Raw genomic sequence first — 2,947 nt, forward strand, 5'->3', positions numbered from 1 at the left:
AGTGCTGCTGGCCGATGCAGCGGGGCGATCGGCGCTGGGCGACGGTGCGCTACGCGATCTGACGCTGGTGGATCTGGCGGCGACGCCGGAATGGGCAAATCTGCCGGCGTCGGATCCGGACCCCCGTGCGCTCGGCCTGACCTCGCGCCATCTCGCCTATGTGATCTACACCTCCGGATCAACAGGCACCCCCAAGGGGGTCATGATTGAGCATCGGGCTATCGTTAATCGCCTGATCTGGATGCAAAACGCCTATGGTCTCAACGCAACTGATGTCGTGTTGCAGAAGACGCCATTTAGCTTCGATGTCTCGGCCTGGGAGTTCTTCTGGACCTTGCTTGAAGGGGCAACCCTGGTGCTGGCGCCGCCCGGTGCGCACAGAGATCCCGACGCATTGGTCGACTTGATCATCAACCAGCGAATTACGACGGTTCACTTCGTGCCATCCATGCTGGTCAGCTTTATGGATGCGAAGAGTGTTGACCGCTGCACATCGCTGGGACGAGTTTTATGCAGCGGCGAGGCGCTTCCTGCCGCCAGTGTGCATAAGGTTCGGCGCCTCTTGCCTTGGACGGCCCTGCACAATCTGTACGGTCCGACGGAAGCTGCGATCGACGTGACAGCGTGGAGTTGTCCGGCTGAGTTTGACGGCGCCATTGTCCCGATTGGCCGCCCGATTGCGAACACGCGGGTGTATCTGCTGGATGGTCATGGGGCACCGGTGCCGTTCGGTGCGGTGGGGGAGCTCTACGTTGGCGGGGCGGGGGTGGCGCGCGGCTATCTGAACCGCCCTGAGCTGACCGCGGAGCGGTTCATCGCCAGTCCCTTTGTGGACGGCGACCGGCTGTACCGGACCGGCGACCTGGCGCGCTACCTACCGGACGGCAATCTGGAGTTTTTGGGCCGCAACGACGAGCAGGTGAAGATCCGCGGCTTCCGGATCGAGCCGGGCGAGATCGCGGCGCGGCTCCTCGAGCATCCAGCGGTGGGTGATGCAGTGGTGGTGGCGCGCGAGGATGGCTGCGGCGACAAGCACCTTGTCGGCTATGTGGTGTCTGCGCCCGAGGCAGCTTCGAAGGGACAGGATCGCGGCGACCTTGCCGGCGCCTTGCGCGCGCACCTAAGTGCGCACCTGCCGGAGTACATGGTGCCATCGGCGTTCGTGCGGCTGGCGGCGCTGCCGCTGACGGTGAACGGCAAGCTGGACCGCAAGGCGCTGGCTGCGCCGGACGATGAGGCGTATGCGCGCGCCGCCTATGAGGCGCCGCAAGGCGAGATCGAGACCACGCTGGCACAGATCTGGGCCGAGCTTCTGGGTGTTGAGCGGGTCGGACGCCACGACCACTTCTTTGCGCTCGGCGGGCACTCGCTTGTGGCGGTGCAGCTGTTGAGCCGGGTCTGGCAGGCCATTGGCTTCACACTGCCGCTGACCACGCTGTTTGCCAAACCGGTGCTGGCCGATCTGGCCGCGAGTATCATGGATGAGTTGAGCCGCTCCGGCGCGCAAGACCTGCCAGCCATTGCGCCGGTGTCGCGTGACGCGCCGCTTGTGCTGTCGTTTGCGCAGCAGCGGCTGTGGTTTTTGGCGCAGCTGGATCAGAGCAGCACGAACTATCACATTCCGCTCGGGTGGCGGCTCAAGGGTGGGCTCGACCGCAGCGCCTGGCAGCATAGCCTGGACCGTGTGTTGGCGCGCCATGAGGCGCTGCGCAGCGTGTTTGTCGCGCCGGAGGGCAAGCCCTGGGTGGAGCTGCTGCCGGAGGATGCGGGGCTGCCGGTTGTGGAGCACGATCTGCGGGACAGGCCGGACGCGGACGAGGCGCTATTGGGTCTGTGCAGGGAAGAGGCGTGCACGCCGTTCGATCTGGCGCGTGGCCCGCTGATCCGTGGCCGCCTGATCCGGATCTCGGATGAGGAGCACGTCTTGCTGCTGACGCAGCATCACATTGTCTCGGATGGTTGGTCGCTGGGCGTGTTGGCGCATGAACTCAGTCAGCTGTACCGGGCGTTCGTGGCCGGAGAAGGCGATCCGCTGCCGCCGCTTGCAATCCAGTATCCGGACTATGCCGCCTGGCAACGGCAGTGGCTGTCGGGCGCGCGGCTGCAGCGCCAGGCGCAGTATTGGCGCAACAATCTGTCTGGCGCGCCGGCCCGTCTGGCGCTGCCGACGGACCGGCCGCGGCCGGCGCAGCAGTCGTTTGCGGGGGCGACGGTCCCGATCGTTATTGATGCGGAGCTGACGCGGGAGCTGAAGCGGCTGGGCCTGCAGCAAGGCACGACGTTGTTCATGACGGTGCTGGCGGGGTGGGCTGCGGTGCTGTCGTGTCTGTCGCGACAGGACGATCTTGCGATTGGCGTGCCGAGCGCTAATCGCGGTCGCCGCGAGATCGAAGAGCTGATCGGCTTCTTCGTCAACACCCTGGCGCTGCGGCTGGACCTGTCGGGCGAGCCGAGCGTGTCGGAGCTGTTGGAGCGGACGCGGCGCACGGCCTTGGGAGCGCAGGAGCACCAGGACCTGCCGTTCGAGCAGGTGGTGGAGATCGTGCAGCCGCCCCGGGCTCTTGATCACACGCCGTTGTTCCAGGTGATGCTGGCCTGGCAGAACAACGCCGCTGGGACGTTCGACCTTCCTGGGCTGATGGTGGAGGCGGCGGCAGACGGCTTCGATCAGGTCAAGTTCGATCTGGAGCTGAGCCTTGGCGAGCAGGGTGAGGTGATCGCTGGCACGCTGGGTTATGCCACGGCGCTGTTCGATCGCGCGACCATCGAGCGGCAGCGTGGTTATCTGCTGGCGCTGCTGCGGGCGATGGTTGCCGATGCGCAGCAAGCGGTCGGGCGGATTGAGCTGCTGCCAGCGGACGAGCGCACCTATCTGCTGGAGGAGCTGAACCGGACGGCGGCGCCGTATCCTGTGGAGCAGTGCATCCATGAGCTGTTTGAGGCGCAG

At 65.8% G+C, this 2,947-nt stretch carries 1 protein-coding gene; it reads left to right on the plus strand.

The genetic code is table 11. The features are described 5' to 3' along the window. On the plus strand, window positions 1-2,947 hold a 2,947-nt coding region (locus IVA79_RS14320), incomplete at both ends, for an amino acid adenylation domain-containing protein (RefSeq protein ID WP_247553776.1).

This window comes from Bradyrhizobium sp. 138 (genome assembly GCF_023074075.1).
In the GTDB taxonomy this organism is placed as follows: Bacteria; Pseudomonadota; Alphaproteobacteria; order Rhizobiales; family Xanthobacteraceae; genus Bradyrhizobium.